Below are 15,401 nucleotides of genomic sequence, written 5' to 3' on the forward strand. Positions count from 1 at the left end.
GCCGCGGCCGCCGCGGCCTGCGCGGCGGTGCGTTGCCGGCGCCGGGCGAGCTGGCCGAGACGCAACGCGGCATCGTCCGCGGAGCCCGTCGGCGCGGTGCCGCTGACAGGGCCCGCAGGCACCGTCTCCGGCGCGGCCGCCAGCGTGCCGACGCCGAACTGCGTGTCGGGCGACGCCAGCACGGTGCCGGGCTCCGGCGTTGCGCCACCCTCGTTTTTGGGGAAGAAATTCATCGACAGTTTGGATGCGAATCCCATTCCAGCTCCAGTGCAGAACCCGTTGTGATTGATTTAGCGTGCGACTTGCAGGAAACGTTCCTCGCGCGCGAGGGCGGCCAGCGACAGCGGCGTCCATTCGTGACCCTCGGCGTCGCGCAAACAGCCTTCGCCTGGTGCCATGTCGGCCGCGTGGCGCAGGCCGACCACGCGCCCGACCAGCAGGGCGCACGGGAAGCCGAGGCCGGGCGCGAACGTCACGAGGCGCGCCCCCGCCGCCGGCGCATTTGCCCGGGCATCCGCCGGGGCCGCCCCGGGATCGAAATAGCGGGACAGGTCGACGACGCCCAGCAAATTGCCGCGCACGTTCGCGAGGCCGAGGTACCACGGTTGCGTGAGCGGCACGGCGGCCAGCGCCGGCAGCGGCACGATCTCGCCCGCTTCGACGAGGTCCAGCAGGTAGCGCACCCCGCCGATCTCGACGCCCAGCTGGTGCGCGCGCGCGCCGCTGCTCGTGCGCGCAGCCTGCATGCGCTCGAGCAACTGTTCCTGGTACTGGCGCAGGCGCGCCCGTCTGGCCGCGCCCTTCTGCCCGCTGGCGTCGCTGGCGCTCATGTCAGGCGCCGAGCGTGGCAATCCTGGCCAGCAGCTTGGCCGGGTCGACCGGCTTGACGAAATAATCCTTCGCGCCCTGGCGCATGCCCCAGATGCGGTCCGTCTCCTGGTCCTTGCTGCTGCAGATGATGACGGGGACGGACGCCAGTTCCGGGTCGCGCGCGATCGAGCGCGTCACCTGGAAACCGTTCGCGCCCGGCATCACGACATCCATCAGGATCAGTTGCGGACGCTCGGCGCGGATCTTGGCCAGCGCCTCCTCGCCATTGTCGGCGGTCGTCACGGTAAAGCCGTTCCGCACGAGGATATCGGTCAGGTAATAGCGTTCGGTCGGGGAATCGTCGACGATCAGGATCTTTTGTATGGCCACGGCGGGCTCCGCATCGTTATGGATCAGCCGGCACCGTCGACCGGCGCATGGTCGCGCACGGCAGCCAGCAGGCTGTCCTTGGAAAAGGGTTTGGTGAGATAGGCGCTCGAACCGACCATCGCGCCGCGCGCACGGTCGAACAGGCCATCCTTGGACGACAGCATGACGACCGGCGTGGCGTGGAACCTGGCGCTCTTCTTGATCAGCGCGCAGGTCTGGTAGCCGTCCAGGCGCGGCATCAGGATGTCACAGAACACCAGCGCGGGATGGTGGTCGTTGATCTTGGCCAGTGCATCGAAGCCGTCTTCGGCCAGCACCACGTGGTAGCCGGCCTGGGACAGGAAAATCTCGGCGGAACGACGGATCGTGCTGCTGTCGTCGATCACCATGATCGTCAGGCCTGTCGGTTGCGTCGTCATATTCGTTTCACTTCAGCATGAACCCGCAAGATAGCATAGGGTCCGGGGCTTGTGCACGAAGTGTTGCGTTGCATCAACTAACAGGATTGCGCTTCGTTGAATGGATGGTACGAAACATTGGCGAAACGGCATCGCCTTTGATCGAATGGCAAACGACCGGTCAGATCACGGTCATTTCAAAATCGTCCTTGCGCGCGCCGCATTCCGGGCACGTCCAGTTCATCGGCACGTCGGCCCAGCGGGTTCCCGGCGCGATGCCGTCGTCCGGGGCGCCGGCGGCTTCGTCGTAGACCCAGCCGCAGATCAGGCACATCCAGGTCTGGTAAACCTGCGTTTCTGTACTCACTTTGATTCCTTGTCGATTGCGGAGCTCCCGGACACGACCGCACGGGCAGTAGGTTTTTCCAGGAACCCTCTAGTAAAATGGGAAGTCAGGTATCTTAATCTAGGCGCTGTGCAAAACCAACAGTCTCCACTCATCCTTACGTTCGGACCCACCGATCCGGTCGGGGCGCTGGGTATCCAGTGCGACGTGACCGTTTTTGCCATGCATGGCTGTCACGCCCTCTCGGTCGTGACGGGCATCCTCGTGGCCGATACCGCGCGCGTCGACGACATCCAGCCGGTCGACCATTCCCACGTCGTGGAACAGGCGCGCATGCTGCTCGAGGACATGCCGGTGGCCGCGATCAAGGTGGGGACGATGGCCACGCTGGAACAGATCGCCGCCATCGCGGAAATCGTGTCCGACTACGCCGACGTGCCCCTCGTGCTCGATCCGTTCACGTCCGCGCTGCCCGATTGCGGTCCGCGCGACGATGATATGTTGACGCTCATTCATCAACTGCTCGTGCCGCAGGCCAGCGTGTTCATGCTGTCGCAGCCGGAACTGGCGCGCCTGGCCGACTGCTGGCGCGACCCGGCCAGCTCCGCCACCGTCGCCGAGGATGCGACGGAACTGATCGGCATGGGCTGCGGCCACGTGCTCGTGACGGGCATCGGCGGCGGCGACGGCACGCGCTGCAACGAGTTGTACGACGCGGACGGCCTGGCCGCCAGCCTCCCCTGGACACAGCACCTGCCCGGCCCGTTCGTCGGCGCGGGCAATACGCTGTCGGCCGCGCTGGCCGCGCGCATGGCGCTCGGCGCCGGCGCCGCGGACGCCCTGACCGGCGCCCAGGCTTACGTTACCGGCGCCCTCGCCAACGCCGGCCGCTTCGGCATGGGCCGACTCATTCCCAACAAGATCTTCCGCGTCCCCGGCGCGGCCCGCTAACCCGACGGCGYCAGCCCCCRTCGCGGGCATGGCGCCGATTCATCCGAGACACCATGACCGCTACCCCCAACACCACTTCCCGGAACGATACCCTGTTCGCCCGCGCCCAGCAGACCACGCCGGGCGGCGTGAACTCGCCCGTGCGCGCCTTCCGCTCCGTCGGCGGCACCCCGCGCTTCATCACCCGCGCCGAAGGGCCGTATTTCTGGGACGCGGACGGCAAGCGCTACATCGACTACATCGGTTCCTGGGGCCCGGCCATCGTCGGCCACGCCCACCCACAAGTGGTGAAGGCCGTGCAGGAAGCCGCCGCGCGCGGCCTGTCGTTCGGCGCCCCGACCGAGGGCGAGATCGAGATCGCCGAGGAGATCTGCCGCCTCGTGCCATCGATCGAGCAGGTGCGCCTGGTTTCCTCCGGCACGGAAGCGACGATGAGCGCCCTGCGCCTGGCGCGCGGCGCGACCGGCCGCGACAAGATCGTCAAGTTCGAAGGCTGCTACCACGGCCACGCCGATTCCCTGCTCGTGAAGGCCGGGTCGGGCCTGCTCACGTTCGGCAACCCGACGTCGGCCGGCGTGCCGGAAGACTTCGTCAAGCACACGCTCGTCCTCGACTACAACAACGTCCCGCAACTGGAAGACGCATTCCAGTCGATGGGCGACACCATCGCCTGCGTGATCGTGGAAGCCGTGGCCGGCAACATGAACCTGATCCGCGCGACGCCGGAATTCCTGCACCGCATGCGTGAACTGTGCACGGAATACGGTGCCGTCCTGATCTTCGACGAGGTCATGTCGGGCTTCCGCGTGGGCATGGGCGGTGCGCAGGCGCTGTATGGCATCACGCCGGACCTGACGGCGCTGGGCAAGGTCATCGGCGGCGGCATGCCGGTCGCAGCGTTCGGCGGCCGCGCCGACCTGATGCAGAAGATGGCGCCGATCGGCCCCGTCTACCAGGCGGGCACGCTGTCCGGCAACCCGGTGGCCGTCGCCGCCGGCATGACCACCTTGAAACTGATCCAGGAACCGGGTTTCTACGAACACCTCACCGCGCAGACGGCCAAGCTGGTCGAAGGCCTGACGGCCGCCGCGAAGGAAGCGGGCGTGGCCTTCTGCGCGGACAGCGTCGGCGGCATGTTCGGCCTGTATTTCGCGGGCACGATCCCGTCCGGCTACGGCCAGATGATGGCCGGCGACAAGGAACGCTTCAACCGCTTCTTCCACGGCATGCTGGACGAAGGCGTGTACTTCGCGCCGGCCATGTTCGAAGCGGGCTTCGTGTCGGCGGCGCATGACGATGCCATCATCGCGGAGACGGTCGACGCCGCCCGCCGTGTATTTGCTTTACTTGCGTAGGGTGGGCACCCCCGTGCCCACGCGGACGCCAGCATGATGCGAGCGTCACGCGTGGGCTCGGGGAGCCCACCCTACCGCCGACCATGGACCTTCCCCATCATCATTTGATCGCCCCGGCGCGCTGATTTCCCGGCCGCGCGCCCGGTTTCATTCGCGCCAGGCCCCACATGCCGTTCAAGCTTTTCCGCCGCCTCACCGACAACGCCACCCTGAAATCGCTCGGCCCCGGCCTCATCACCRGCGCGGCCGACGACGATCCGTCCGGCATCGCCACCTATTCGCAGGCCGGCGCGCAATTCGGATTCAATACGCTGTGGACGCTCGAGCTGACCTACCCGTTCATGGTCGGCATCCAGCTCGTGTCGGCACGCATCGGCCGGGTGACGGGGCGCGGCCTCGCCGCGAACATCCGCCGCGCCTATTCGCCCTGGCTGCTGTACGCGATCGTGGCACTGCTCCTGACCGCCAACGTGATCAACATCGCAGCGGACATCGCCGCCATGGGCGAAGCCCTGCGTCTCGTGACCGGCGTTGGTTCCAGTCACCTGTACGCGCTCGGCTTCGGCCTGCTGTGCCTCCTGCTGCAAGTGTTCCTGCCGTACGCCACCTATGTGCGCTACCTGAAATGGCTGACGCTCGGCCTCTTGGCCTATGTCGCGACGGCGTTCGCCGTGCACATGCCGTGGACGGAGGTGTTCGCGCGCACCGTCTGGCCGCATTTTGCGTTCACGAAGGAGTCCGTCGCGCTGATCGTCGCCGTGTTCGGCACGACGATCAGTCCCTACCTGTTCTTCTGGCAGGCGTCGCAGGAAGTCGAGGAGATCCGCAACGACCACCACACGCGCGCGCTGCGCACGCGTCCACGCGACGCCGTCGCGCAGCTCAGGCGCATCAAGGCCGATACGGTGATCGGCATGGGCTTTTCCAACCTCGTCGCGTTCTTCATCATGCTGACGACGGCCGTCACGCTCGGCGCGCACGGCATCACGGACATCCAGTCGTCGGCGCAGGCGGCCGAGGCGCTGCGTCCGGTGGCGGGCGAGTTCGCGTTCCTCGCGTTCGCGCTGGGCATCATCGGCACCGGCATGCTGGCTGTTCCCGTGCTGGCGGGGTCGGCCGCCTACGCCGTCACCGAGAGCTTTCGCTGGCGCAACGGCATGGACCTGAAAGTCGTCGAGGCGCGCGAGTTCTACGGCATCATCGCCCTCGCCACCTTGGGCGGCGTGCTGCTCGACTTCGCGCCGGTCGACCCGATCGCGGCGCTGGTGCTGTCCGCGCAGATCAATGGCGTGATCGCCGTGCCGATCATGGTCGTCATGATGATGCTCGCGCAGAACCGCAAGATCATGGGCCAGTACACATTGTCCAGGCGCCATACGATCAATGGCTGGGTCGGCGTGGCGATCATGCTCGTGGCCGTGGTGGCGATGTTCGCGACGATGTGACCGGATAATCGTCCCCCACGCGTGGGGCTGCACCGGCGCGGCCGGCGGCTTTACGATGCGCTCTTCATCGTAAATACCATCAGGAGCCGCATCATGCAAACCACGACCGTTACTCCGCTGCCGCAGCCGCAGTTCTCGCGCGCCGGCATCATCTGGATCAAGCTGGCCGTTCTCTACCTCATCCTCGGCATTTCGCTGGGCATCGCCATGGGCGCCAGCCAGAACTTCACGCTGCGTCCGGTGCACGCCCACGTCAACCTGCTGGGGTGGACGACGATGGCGCTGGCCGGCCTGATCTACAGCGTCTTTCCGCAGGCCGGCGCAAGCCGTCTCGCGCGCGTGCACTTCTGGCTGCTGAACCTGGCGCTGCCCGTGATGATGGGTGCGCTCTCCATGCTGCTGCTGGGCCACGTCGCCGTCGCGCCCGTTCTCGCGATCGCGGAGATCACCGGCGCGCTGGCGATCGTCGCGTTCGCCGCGAATCTGTTCCTGAATCTGAAGCAATAGCAGCATCCTCTCCGGTTATACTTGTCCGGATAATAAAACCGGAGAGAGGCGACGTCATGGCTGTAAGTATCATCCGCTGTTCCTGTGCCGCACTGGCCGCGGCGGGCTTGCTGGTCGCCGCGCTGCCGACCCTTGCCGCCACGACCACCCCGCCAGGAACCAGCATGGAAAAGAAAACCGTTTCGCTCGACACCATCCGCCGCCAGGAGCAGGCGCTGCAGTTCTCGTCCTTCGACAATGACACGGCGCTCGCGATCGGCAACCGGATCGTCGAAATGGCCAAGGCCGACAAGGTCGCCGTCACGGTCGACATCACCGTCAACCGCAACCCGCTGTTCTTCCACGCGATGGCGGGCACGAGCCCGAACAACGTCGACTGGATCCGCCGCAAGAGCAACCTCGTGAACCGCACGGGCCACGCATCGTTCTTCGTGCACACGGAAGCCGTCAATGCCGGCCGCGACTACGACAACCTGCCCACGTTCGATACCAGGGACTATGCCGCGCACGGCGGCTCGTTCCCCATCGTCGTCAAGGGAACCGGACAGGTCGGCACCATCACCGTGTCCGGCCTCGCGGGCGTGGACGACCATGCGATGGTCGTGCGCGCACTCAAGTGGTACCTGAAAGCGGACGACGTCGCGATCTGATTACTTATAGCACCTCGCAAAACCGTCACGAGCGGCCGCAGTGCTGTTCGAGAAGCGCAGCTGTACGAGTAGTACAGCCGGTCCGCCGTAGCGGAGCATCGCAGGACAGCAGCCTGCGCGGCCCGATGCAACGCGCAGCAGGTTTGGCGACGTGCTATTTCAGCCAGCCGCGGTGGCGGAAATAGAGGAAGGGAGCGATGGCGCTGACGACCATCAGCCCCAGCGACCAGCCATAGCCGAAGTGCCAGTGCAGCTCCGGCAGGAATTCGAAGTTCATGCCGTAGATGCTGGCGATCAGGGTCGGCGGCAGGAAGGCGACCGACGCCACCGAGAAGATCTTGATGATCTTGTTCTGGTTGATGTTGATGAAGCCGACCGTGGCATCCATCAGGAAGTTGATCTTGTCGAACAGGAATGAGGTGTGGCCATCCAGCGATTCGATGTCGCGCAGGATCTGGCGCGCTTCCTCGAACTGGTCCGCGTTCAGCAATCGTCCGCGCATCAGGAAGCTGACGGCGCGGCGCGTGTCCATCATGTTGCGGCGGATGCGGCCGTTCAAGTCTTCCTCGTGCGCGATCGCATTCAGCGCGGACGCCGCGTCCTGGTCGGTGAATTCCTTCTGCAGCACGCGCTGGCTGACGTCTTCCAGGCTCTCGTAGATGCCCTCCAGCGCATCGGCCGAGTATTCCGCGTCCGTCGCGTACAGGTCCAGCAGCACGTCCATGTAATCCTCGATCGAGCCGGGCCGCGAGCGCGCGCGCAGGCGCACGAGGCGGAACACGGGCAGTTCGTCGGTATGGACCGAGAACAGGATTTTCTTGGCCAGGATGAATGCCACCGTCACGATGCGCGACGGGCCATCCTCTTCCTCGCGCAGGAAGTCGGTACGCAGGTGCAGGTCGCCGTTTTCCGCCTCGTAGTAGCGGGCCGAGGCCTCGATATCCTGGACTTCGTCCTCGCCGGGCAGGATCACGTCATAGGTCGCCTTGACCCAGGCGCGCTCTTCTTCGGTAGGGTCGAGCAGGTCGACCCAGACGGCAGGAACATTCTGCAGATCGGTACGCGAAGCGATAGGAACCTGATTCAGTCGGCCATTTTGTAGGACAAATACGTTGATCATGCGCTGCTTTCTCGGCCGGATTCGGAAACAGCGCAAGTGTACCTGTAAGCCTTGAGGCCGGCCAGCCCGAATCCACGTTTAAAATTCGGGGTCAGAGCACTTTTCGTCGAAAAGTGCTCTGACCCCGAATTTTAAGGCAGTTCGGCGGCGTTCATGCGGCGCTGGATGATCGCGGTGCGGCGCGCCAGGTAGCTCGTGTCGCGGTGGCGGTCGTAGTAGCGCGGGTTCGGCAGCATCACGGCCAGGCGCGCGGCCTGGGCGGCGTTCAGGTTCGCGGCCGACGTGCGGAAATAATGGCGCGCGGCGGCCTCGGCGCCGAACACGCCGCGGCCGAATTCCACCACGTTCAGGTAGATTTCCAGGATGCGTTCCTTGTCCATCACCGCTTCCAGCATGTAGGCGATGACCAGTTCCTGGCCCTTGCGCAGGTAGTTGCGCGAGCCGGACAGGAACAGATTCTTCGCGAGCTGCTGGGTGATCGTCGAGCCGCCGCCCACCACCTTGTGCTTCTTGTTGTTGCGCTCGTAGGCTTTTTCCAGCGCGTCCCAGTCGACGCCGTCATGCTCGCTGAAATTGGCATCCTCGGACGCGATCACGGCGCGCTTGAGATTGTTCGAGATACGCGCATACGGCACCCACACCTGTTCCAGCTTCGCGTTTGAATTCTGTTCGCGCAGCGCCGCCAGCTGCTGGCGCATCATGCTCGTGGACGACGGGTTGAACTGGGTCCACCAACACACCATCGCGAAGAAATACAGCTGCAGGAGGACGACGAGCAGCAGCGGCCCAAGGATGATCCATTTCAGCCAGCGCCGGCCGCCAGCCTTGGTGCGCGCCGCCGCGCCCACCTTGAGCGTGCCGACGCCCGTCATGACCGTGCGCGCATCCCGGCCAGCACGGCCTGCGTCTGCGGCCGCACGCCGCGCCAGATGAAGAACGCCTCGGCCGCCTGTTCGACCAGCATGCCCAGGCCGTCGCGCATGATCGCGCCGTGCGCCGCCGCGAACTGCATGAACGGCGTTGCATCCTTCCCGTACATCATGTCCAGCGCCAGGGTGCCCGCGCGGAACGCGGTCGCCGGCACGGGCGGCATGGCGGCGGACAGGCTGGCCGACGTCGCGTTGACGACCACGTCGAACGGGCCCGCGATGTCGTCGAACCCACAAGCAGTGACCTGGCCCGCCCAGGCGACATGGCCGGCAAAATGGTCGACGAGCGCATCGGCCGTCACGCGCGTGCGGTTGGCGATCACGATCGCTTCCGGCTTTTCGTTCAGGAACGGCAGGATCACGCCGCGCGCCGCACCGCCGGCACCCAGCAGCAGGATGCGCTTGCCGGCCAGCGGCACGCCGGCATTCTTCACGATGTCGGCCACGAGACCCGGGCCGTCCGTGTTGTCGCCGACGATCTCGCCCGCCTCGAAGCGCAGCGTGTTGACGGCGCCGGCCAGGCGCGCGCGCTCTTCCAGTCGGGAGGCCAGGGCGGCCGCTTCCAGCTTGAACGGGACGGTCACGTTGGCACCGCGATACCCTTGTGCGACGAGGTCGCGGACGGTGTCGGCAAAGCCGTCCAGCGGCGCCAGGCAGCGTTCGTACGAGATGTCCTGGCCGGTTTCGGCCGCGAACGCGGCGTGGATGTCCGGCGATTTACTATGGGCGATCGGGTTGCCGATCACGCAATATTTATCCGTCATTCTCTCTCCTGTTAGCCTTCCCCACGCAATTCCGCCTGCAGCTTTTCCTCGCGCGTGAACTTGAAGCGGGTGACGACGATCCAGAGGTCGTCCTTGTCGCTCGAACGCATATTCGCCGGGAATTTGCCGAACGGCGCGGCGCGGCGCACGATCGCCAGCGCGGCCTTGTCCAGCGCCGGATTGCCGGAACTGCGCTCGACGCGCGGCCCGCCCTCTTTTTCATAGAGGGAGCCGTCCTGGAAGATCGGGATGTAGACGACCAGCTCGCCATACAGCTTGTGGCCGTTCTGCTGCGGGAAGTTCAGGGTGCCGATTTCTTCCACGCGTTTCTGCATTGCCTTGTAATACATGGCGTAGCCGACCTCGCGCGTGCTGGGGCTGATGAACGTCTTTTTCGGGCGTTTGTTCTCGTCGGCGATGCGCTGCGTGATTTCGGCCGTCATGCGCGCGATGGCCTTGGCGGAATCGACATTGTCGGCGCCCGTGCGATTCGGGTCCGGCCGGGCCTGGTCGGCCACGGGCGCGCTGTTGAATTGCGACTGGCGGACTTTCGTCAGCACGTTTTTCTGTTGCTGTTCCAATTCGGCGATGCGGCGCTGCAAGGCCTTGATACTGTCGCCATTCTCGATCTTGCGCAGGTCGGGCAGCGGCGACTGGGCGCGGCCGGCGTCCGCGTTGCCGCCGCCATCCAGGTTGGCCTGGGCCAGCGCGTCGGCCTTCACGGGCGCGCGCGCATGCCTGGCGTTGACCAGGATGACCTCCAGGCCCGGATCGGCCGGCTGCAGCCGGAACGCATCCGGCGCGGCGAAGCGGATCGCCAGCAGGGAAGCGTGCGCCAGCACCGAAAAGGTGATGGCGATCATCAGGGGACGGTTGTGTCGGAGGGTGTTCACGCGCTGCTGGGTGGGACGGTTKGGGTCATGGAACTCCCCATTCTACCGTGCGGGCTGGCCGATTTGCGAGCCTTGTGGAAACTCCGGATCGTGCCAGCAACAACAAGTTGCCATTGTTTTAACGTAGGGTGGGCACACCGTGCCCACGCGGACGCCGACAACATGCAAACGTCACGCGTGGGCACTCATTTGAGGCCCCCGGCCTCAAATGCCCACCCTACGCCGCCGCCGGATCGGCCTGCTCGCCCGCCACGTCGGTCTGCGTCTCCGGATCGGTGACAGCCACAGCGCCCTCGGCCTCGGCCACTTCGGCCGCCGCCGCCTCGCCGGTGTCGGTACTGTCTTCCTCCTCGTCCAGGCCCAGCTCCGCGGCTGCTTCAGGCGCCACGGCCGCCACTTCGAGCAGGCGCGCTTCCAGCGACAGGTCGACCTCGTCCCAGCGCACGATGTCCAGGCGGACCTGGGCGCCGCGCGCCACCTGGGGCATGCCCGGCAGGCGGATCACGAGCGGGATCTCGACGAGGCGCAGCACTTCATCCTTCAGCGCCACCGCATCGACCTGTTTCGCATGTTCCTGGGCCAGCCAGCGCAGGCACCAGTAGCGCTCCATGTTCTGCTGGAAGTCGTTGTACGCCGAGTACGCCGCGTCGAACGCGGAGACGATCGAGAACAGCGTGGCGTCGCGGTGCTTGAACGGCGCGACGAGCGGCGCCGTCACGCCGTTGCTGGCGCAGGCGAGGATCTGCCACTGGTTCACGAGGTCGGTGTAGCGGCGCAGCGGCGACGTCGACCACGCATACTGGTCCACGCCGAGGCCCTGGTGCGGCGCCGCGTGGGTCACCATGCGCACCTGCATCTTGGCGGCCCAGCCGCCGGCACCCGGTCCCTGCGAGCGGTAGATGCCCGGCACGCCGCAGTCGTGCAGCAGCTTGCCCCAGGTGCTGTTGGCGAAGATCATCAGCTCGGCCACGATCTTGTCCAGCGGCGCACCGCGCTTGCGGCGCACGATCGTGACGACGTCGTCCTCGACATAAAAATTGAAGTCGACGCGGTTGGCCTGCTCCGGTTTCAGCCCGAACGCTTCCCGCTTCTTCATGCGGCCCGCTTCCAGCTGCAGCGCCCATTGCCACAACAGGCCCAGCTCCTTCTTGTGCGGGTAGTCGCCTTCTCCGCTGTTCAGCGTCTGCTCATTGACGACCTCGTCCAGGTCGTTGTGGCGCAGGTTGCTCTTGACGGGCACGCGCTCGGCGCGCGTCGTCGTCGACAGCACGGTCCACGTCGCCGGGTCCAGCACGGCATACAGCGACAGCGCCGGGCAGTCATTCCCCTCGGCCAGCGTGTAGGCATCGACGACGTCGTCCGGCAACATCGTGATCTTGTCGCCCGGCATATACACGGTCGACATGCGCGCGCGGGCGATCTTGTCGATGGCGTCGTCCGGACGGATGCCCAGGCCCGGCGCCGCGATGTGGATGCCCACGCGGACGGTGCCGTCATCGAGCGTCTCGACGGAGAACGCGTCGTCGATCTCGGTCGTCGTCACGTCGTCGATCGAGAACGCGGCCACGTTCGCCAGCGGCAGGTCGGCGGGCGGCGTCGGCACCGCGACGGGCGGGAAGCCGGCGCCACGCGGGAAGTGTTCGAACAGGAAGCGGCCCATGTGCAGCTCTTTGGCCGACGCGATGCCGCCGGTGGACAGCATCAGGCGCGGGGCCGTCGTCTGCAACTCGTCGGCGGCCGTCTCGAGCGCCTTGTATTCGATGCTGTTCTTGTCCGGCTTGAACAGCAGTTGCTGGACGAGCGGCTGCATCGCCTGCGGCAGCCTGCCAGCCTTCAGTTCCTCGACATACGTGGCCTGCACGATGGCCTGCTGCTTCTTCTTTTCGATGCCGGCCAGCGCCGCGCGCAGCGACTGTTCCGGCGCCGCCTTGTAGCGGCCGCGGCCCTTCTTGTAGAAATAGATGGGCGCGCCATGCAGCGCCAGCACGAGGCCGGCCGCCTCGAACGGCAGCGGCGGGTGGCCGAAGTATTCGGCGCCCAGTTCGGCGAAACCGAATTCTTCCTGCCCCGCGACTTCCCACAGGAATTCCAGGTCGACGTCCGCCGCGACGCCCTTCGCCTGTTCCAGCAGGGTGGCCGGGTCCGGTTTGTCGAACTGCAGCATCACGTCGCGCGCCTTGACCTTGGTACGCTTCCCGCTCGGCATTTCAACCTGGTAGGCCTCGCCCGCCTGCGACAGCACGGTGCCGACCTTGAAATCGCCGGACTCTTCGAAAAATAAGTTCATGTCAGTTCGTATTTATAGTAGTGGCGGTCACCACGAGATCCAGCACCGCGGGCAGGAAGACCTCGGTGACCAGCAGCAGTCCCTGGCGGCGACGATACACGCAGCGCCGCGCAAAACAGGCATCCATCGCGGGGATGTCCCCGCCGAGCGCAACATGCACACGGGCCAGCAGCGGATGGCCGGGACGCAGCCGCGCAAATTCCAGTTCGCCACGACGCACGAGCGGATCGTGGAACAGCGTCGTGCCCAGCGAACGCTCGCCCAGCGCCGAAAACAGCGGCCAGTCGCTCGCACTCGCGCTCATCGGCACGACGGTATGGCCGAACACGACCGGCCGCCCGTCGCAGCGCAGCAGCACTTCGCGCTCCCACACCCGCCGGGGCCGCGCCAGACCGATCGCGCCGGCCTCGTCCGCCAGGCAGACATTGCCCGCCTGGCGCAGTTTCTGTACCCGGAAATGCCGGCTGTGCGCGATCAGGCGCGCCGTCAGCGAGCCCGGCGTCGTCAGCCAGTCGCACATGGCGGCCGGCGCGCCTGCTCTTGCCGGATGCGCGAGCCAGCGGGCCCGGCGCAGCGATGCCGGCCTCACTGGGCACCCGAGAGACAGAACGCCAGTACCTCGTCGACATACTGCTCGAATTCCGACACGGCGTGGTCGCTGCCCTGAATGACGTGCTGGTGCGCGCCCGTGTAGTGCGCAACCATGTCGCGATAGTCCAACACCTCGTCGCCGGTGGCGGCCAGCAGGAAATACCGCTCGGGCCGCGTGATGCGTGCGACTTTCAATGCGGCCAGTTCATCGATGTATTCGCGCTTGAACTCGAACGGCTCGCCCGTATGCCATGCGGTCGTCACCCCGACGTGCTTATCCAGGTCCTTGAGCGGGTCGACGGCCGGGTTGATCAGCGCCGCGCGGCAGCCGAAGCGCTCCGCCAGCCAGGTCGCGTAGAATCCGCCCAGCGAGGAGCCGACGATCGCGAGCTCATTTTCCCCTCGTGCGGCATATCGCTCCACGAGCGTGAGCACGAGGTCCATCGCGGCCCTGGGCGAGGCCGGCAGTTGCGGGCAGACCAGGCTGGCGGCAAGGCCGGCCGCGTCCATCCGCTGCTGCACGACGCGCGCCTTGAACGAGCGTGGCGAGGAGCGGAAGCCGTGCAGATAGAGAAGATGCGGGGCATTACTCATGCCGCGAGCGCCTCGAGCAGCTTCTGATGCACGCCGCCGAACCCGCCGTTGCTCATCACGAGGATGTGGTCGCCCGGCTGCGCGGCCTGCACGATCGCCTGCACCATGTAGTCGAGCTGGTCGAAGCTGTGCGCGTTGGTGCCCAGCGGTTTCAATGCGTCCGCCAGCGACCAGCCCAGCGCCTGCTGGCTGCCGAAGCCGAACACGAGGTCGGCATCCTTCAGGCTGCCCGGCAGCGCATCCTTCATCGCGCCCAGCTTCATCGTGTTCGAGCGCGGCTCCAGCACGGCGAGAATCCTGCCCGACGTGCCAATTTTTTGACGCAGGCCACCCACCGTGGTCGCGATCGCGGTCGGATGATGCGCGAAGTCGTCGTACACGGTGATGCCCTTGACGGTGCCGCGCACTTCCATGCGCCGCTTGACGTTCTGGAAGCGTCCCAGCGACTCGATCGCCTGCGCGGGCGGCACGCCCACATGGCGCGCGGCGGCGATGGCGGCCAGCGCATTGCTGCGGTTGTGGTGGCCGGTCAGGTCCCAGTGGACGGTGCCCTGCGGCTCGCCCTTGAAGATCACGTCGAAGCTGGAGCCGCCCGGATGCTCGACGAGACTCCAGTCCACACCTTCGGCAAGCCCGAAGCTTTCCTGCTCGCTCCAGCAGCCGCGTTTCAGTACGCGCGCCAGCGACGCCTCGTCGCCGTTCACGACGATCCGGCCGACGCCGGGCACCGTCCGCACGAGGTGGTGGAATTGCGTCTCGATGGCGCCGATATCGGGGAAGATGTCGGCATGATCGTATTCCAGGTTGTTCAGCACAGCGGTCTTGGCGTGGTAGTGCACGAATTTCGAGCGCTTGTCGAAAAAGGCCGTGTCGTACTCGTCCGCCTCGATGACGAAGAAGTCGGAATCCGCTTCTCCGCTCAGGCGCGCCGACACGCCGAAGTTCAGCGGCACGCCGCCGATCAGGAACCCCGGCGAATAGCCGGCATCTTCCAGGATCCAGGCGAGCATCGACGACGTCGTCGTCTTGCCATGCGTCCCCGCGACGGCGAGCACCCATTTATTGCGCAGGATGTGGTCGCCGATCCATTGCGGGCCAGACACGTACGGCAGGCCGCGGTTCAGGATTTCTTCGATCAGCGGATTGCCACGCGTCATCACGTTGCCGACCACGTACAGGTCCGGATTCAGGTTCACCTGCTCGGGCCCGTAACCCTGGATCAGTTCGATGCCCTGGGCTTCGAGCTGGGTACTCATCGGAGGATAGACGTTGGCGTCGCACCCGGTGACGCGGTGGCCGGCTTCTTTGGCCAGCACCGCGAGGCCGCCCATGAAGGTGCCGCAGATGCCGAGGATATGGATGTGCATGACG

18 protein-coding genes are annotated in these 15,401 nt (G+C 66.1%); 5 read left to right on the plus strand and 13 right to left on the minus strand.

Annotation, left to right across the window (positions count from 1 at the left end):
* From AC1DYX_RS17280 to AC1DYX_RS17300, 5 genes are all read right to left on the minus strand, one after another.
* Nucleotides 1–257 (minus strand): hypothetical protein (locus AC1DYX_RS17280; RefSeq protein ID WP_477260965.1); only part of this gene is annotated, 257 nt, incomplete at its 3' end.
* A gap of 33 nt (nucleotides 258–290) precedes the next feature.
* On the minus strand, nucleotides 291–830 hold the full coding sequence (locus AC1DYX_RS17285) for a chemotaxis protein CheW (protein ID WP_477260967.1): 540 nt from the start codon (nucleotides 828–830) through the stop codon (nucleotides 291–293).
* A gap of 1 nt (nucleotide 831) precedes the next feature.
* Nucleotides 832–1,200: a response regulator gene (locus tag AC1DYX_RS17290; protein ID WP_477260969.1), complete on the minus strand. Its 369-nt coding sequence runs from the start codon at nucleotides 1,198–1,200 to the stop codon at nucleotides 832–834.
* Nucleotides 1,201–1,223: 23 nt separating this feature from the next.
* Complete coding sequence (locus AC1DYX_RS17295) at nucleotides 1,224–1,619, minus strand: response regulator (protein ID WP_477260971.1); 396 nt, start codon at nucleotides 1,617–1,619, stop codon at nucleotides 1,224–1,226.
* A gap of 160 nt (nucleotides 1,620–1,779) precedes the next feature.
* Nucleotides 1,780–1,932, minus strand: a complete 153-nt coding sequence (locus tag AC1DYX_RS17300; protein ID WP_477260995.1) for a rubredoxin — start codon at nucleotides 1,930–1,932, stop codon at nucleotides 1,780–1,782.
* 234 nt (nucleotides 1,933–2,166) lie between these two features.
* Here AC1DYX_RS17300 and thiD point away from each other — a divergent pair, with 234 nt between their 5' ends.
* From thiD to AC1DYX_RS17325, 5 genes are all read left to right on the plus strand, one after another.
* Complete coding sequence (gene thiD / locus AC1DYX_RS17305) at nucleotides 2,167–2,895, plus strand: bifunctional hydroxymethylpyrimidine kinase/phosphomethylpyrimidine kinase (RefSeq protein WP_477260973.1); 729 nt, start codon at nucleotides 2,167–2,169, stop codon at nucleotides 2,893–2,895.
* A gap of 53 nt (nucleotides 2,896–2,948) precedes the next feature.
* Complete coding sequence (gene hemL / locus AC1DYX_RS17310) at nucleotides 2,949–4,250, plus strand: glutamate-1-semialdehyde 2,1-aminomutase (RefSeq protein WP_477260975.1); 1,302 nt, start codon at nucleotides 2,949–2,951, stop codon at nucleotides 4,248–4,250.
* 167 nt (nucleotides 4,251–4,417) lie between these two features.
* Nucleotides 4,418–5,695 (plus strand): NRAMP family divalent metal transporter, encoded by a 1,278-nt coding sequence (locus AC1DYX_RS17315; protein ID WP_477260978.1) that lies wholly within the window; start codon nucleotides 4,418–4,420, stop codon nucleotides 5,693–5,695.
* A 93-nt stretch (nucleotides 5,696–5,788) separates the two neighbouring features.
* Nucleotides 5,789–6,202, plus strand: a complete 414-nt coding sequence (locus tag AC1DYX_RS17320) for a hypothetical protein (protein ID WP_477260980.1) — start codon at nucleotides 5,789–5,791, stop codon at nucleotides 6,200–6,202.
* A gap of 56 nt (nucleotides 6,203–6,258) precedes the next feature.
* A complete protein-coding gene (locus tag AC1DYX_RS17325) occupies nucleotides 6,259–6,852 on the plus strand; it encodes a heme-degrading domain-containing protein (RefSeq protein ID WP_477260982.1) in 594 nt (197 codons plus the stop codon).
* 154 nt (nucleotides 6,853–7,006) lie between these two features.
* Here AC1DYX_RS17325 and corA read toward each other — a convergent pair whose 3' ends face one another.
* The 8 genes from corA to mpl form a co-directional block, all read right to left on the minus strand.
* Nucleotides 7,007–7,972: a magnesium/cobalt transporter CorA gene (gene corA / locus AC1DYX_RS17330; protein WP_477260984.1), complete on the minus strand. Its 966-nt coding sequence runs from the start codon at nucleotides 7,970–7,972 to the stop codon at nucleotides 7,007–7,009.
* 131 nt (nucleotides 7,973–8,103) lie between these two features.
* Entirely contained in the window at nucleotides 8,104–8,844 is a 741-nt protein-coding gene (gene mtgA, locus AC1DYX_RS17335; protein WP_477260985.1) for a monofunctional biosynthetic peptidoglycan transglycosylase, read from the minus strand.
* On the minus strand, nucleotides 8,841–9,665 hold the full coding sequence (gene aroE, locus AC1DYX_RS17340) for a shikimate dehydrogenase (RefSeq protein ID WP_477260987.1): 825 nt from the start codon (nucleotides 9,663–9,665) through the stop codon (nucleotides 8,841–8,843). Before aroE ends, mtgA begins: the two co-directional genes overlap by 4 nt.
* Nucleotides 9,666–9,676: 11 nt before the next feature.
* Nucleotides 9,677–10,528: a TonB family protein gene (locus AC1DYX_RS17345; RefSeq protein ID WP_477260997.1), complete on the minus strand. Its 852-nt coding sequence runs from the start codon at nucleotides 10,526–10,528 to the stop codon at nucleotides 9,677–9,679.
* A 247-nt stretch (nucleotides 10,529–10,775) separates the two neighbouring features.
* Nucleotides 10,776–12,845 (minus strand): RNB domain-containing ribonuclease, encoded by a 2,070-nt coding sequence (locus tag AC1DYX_RS17350; RefSeq protein ID WP_477260989.1) that lies wholly within the window; start codon nucleotides 12,843–12,845, stop codon nucleotides 10,776–10,778.
* Between the two features lies 1 nt (nucleotide 12,846).
* Nucleotides 12,847–13,434, minus strand: coding sequence for a chorismate--pyruvate lyase family protein (locus AC1DYX_RS17355; RefSeq protein ID WP_477260991.1), 588 nt, complete (start codon nucleotides 13,432–13,434; stop codon nucleotides 12,847–12,849).
* On the minus strand, nucleotides 13,431–14,030 hold the full coding sequence (locus tag AC1DYX_RS17360; protein ID WP_477260993.1) for a YqiA/YcfP family alpha/beta fold hydrolase: 600 nt from the start codon (nucleotides 14,028–14,030) through the stop codon (nucleotides 13,431–13,433). Before AC1DYX_RS17360 ends, AC1DYX_RS17355 begins: the two co-directional genes overlap by 4 nt.
* Nucleotides 14,027–15,361 (minus strand): UDP-N-acetylmuramate:L-alanyl-gamma-D-glutamyl-meso-diaminopimelate ligase, encoded by a 1,335-nt coding sequence (mpl, locus tag AC1DYX_RS17365; RefSeq protein WP_477260999.1) that lies wholly within the window; start codon nucleotides 15,359–15,361, stop codon nucleotides 14,027–14,029. Before mpl ends, AC1DYX_RS17360 begins: the two co-directional genes overlap by 4 nt.
* Nucleotides 15,362–15,401: the final 40 nt, after the last annotated feature.

It is taken from the genome of Massilia sp. P2_C2, from assembly GCF_056404615.1.

Coding starts and splice junctions, on each gene's coding strand:
- corA (WP_477260984.1), bottom strand. CDS start 7,972: ATGATCAACGTATTTGTCCTACAAAATGGCCGACTGAATCAGGTTCCT.
- hemL (WP_477260975.1), top strand. CDS start 2,949: ATGACCGCTACCCCCAACACCACTTCCCGGAACGATACCCTGTTCGCC.
- thiD (WP_477260973.1), top strand. CDS start 2,167: ATGCATGGCTGTCACGCCCTCTCGGTCGTGACGGGCATCCTCGTGGCC.
- AC1DYX_RS17320 (WP_477260980.1), top strand. CDS start 5,789: ATGCAAACCACGACCGTTACTCCGCTGCCGCAGCCGCAGTTCTCGCGC.
- AC1DYX_RS17360 (WP_477260993.1), bottom strand. CDS start 14,030: ATGAGTAATGCCCCGCATCTTCTCTATCTGCACGGCTTCCGCTCCTCG.
- AC1DYX_RS17300 (WP_477260995.1), bottom strand. CDS start 1,932: ATGTGCCTGATCTGCGGCTGGGTCTACGACGAAGCCGCCGGCGCCCCG.
- AC1DYX_RS17325 (WP_477260982.1), top strand. CDS start 6,259: ATGGCTGTAAGTATCATCCGCTGTTCCTGTGCCGCACTGGCCGCGGCG.
- AC1DYX_RS17350 (WP_477260989.1), bottom strand. CDS start 12,845: ATGAACTTATTTTTCGAAGAGTCCGGCGATTTCAAGGTCGGCACCGTG.
- mpl (WP_477260999.1), bottom strand. CDS start 15,361: ATGGGCGGCCTCGCGGTGCTGGCCAAAGAAGCCGGCCACCGCGTCACC.
- AC1DYX_RS17295 (WP_477260971.1), bottom strand. CDS start 1,619: ATGACGACGCAACCGACAGGCCTGACGATCATGGTGATCGACGACAGC.
- mtgA (WP_477260985.1), bottom strand. CDS start 8,844: ATGACGGGCGTCGGCACGCTCAAGGTGGGCGCGGCGGCGCGCACCAAG.
- AC1DYX_RS17345 (WP_477260997.1), bottom strand. CDS start 10,528: ATGATCGCCATCACCTTTTCGGTGCTGGCGCACGCTTCCCTGCTGGCG.
- aroE (WP_477260987.1), bottom strand. CDS start 9,665: ATGACGGATAAATATTGCGTGATCGGCAACCCGATCGCCCATAGTAAA.
- AC1DYX_RS17285 (WP_477260967.1), bottom strand. CDS start 830: ATGAGCGCCAGCGACGCCAGCGGGCAGAAGGGCGCGGCCAGACGGGCG.